Consider the following 253-nt stretch of genomic DNA (forward strand, 5'->3'; position numbering starts at 1 on the left):
GGTCGCTGACCAGCAGCACAGACGTGGCCGGAGTCAACCACCGCGTCATGTGCCGGTACCAACCAGCCATACCGCGACGGGCCCCAATCAGGTGTGGTCCTGGGACATCACCTACTTGCCGTCGCCGGTACGTGGCCAGTATTACTACCTCTATCTGATAGAGGATATCTACAGCCGTAAAGGGGTTGGCTGGGAAGTGCATGAGCAGGAGAGCGGTGAACACGCCGCCGCATTGCTGCAACGGAGCGTCATC

General features: G+C 60.1%; 1 protein-coding gene. It reads left to right on the forward strand.

All coding sequences use genetic code 11. The annotated features are described in order from the left end of the window. Window positions 1-253: DDE-type integrase/transposase/recombinase (locus tag BN1125_RS18210; RefSeq protein ID WP_156992993.1), on the forward strand; the 253-nt coding region annotated here is incomplete at both ends.

Source organism: Aeromonas fluvialis (assembly GCF_000819885.1).
Lineage (GTDB): Bacteria > Pseudomonadota > Gammaproteobacteria > Enterobacterales > Aeromonadaceae > Aeromonas > Aeromonas fluvialis.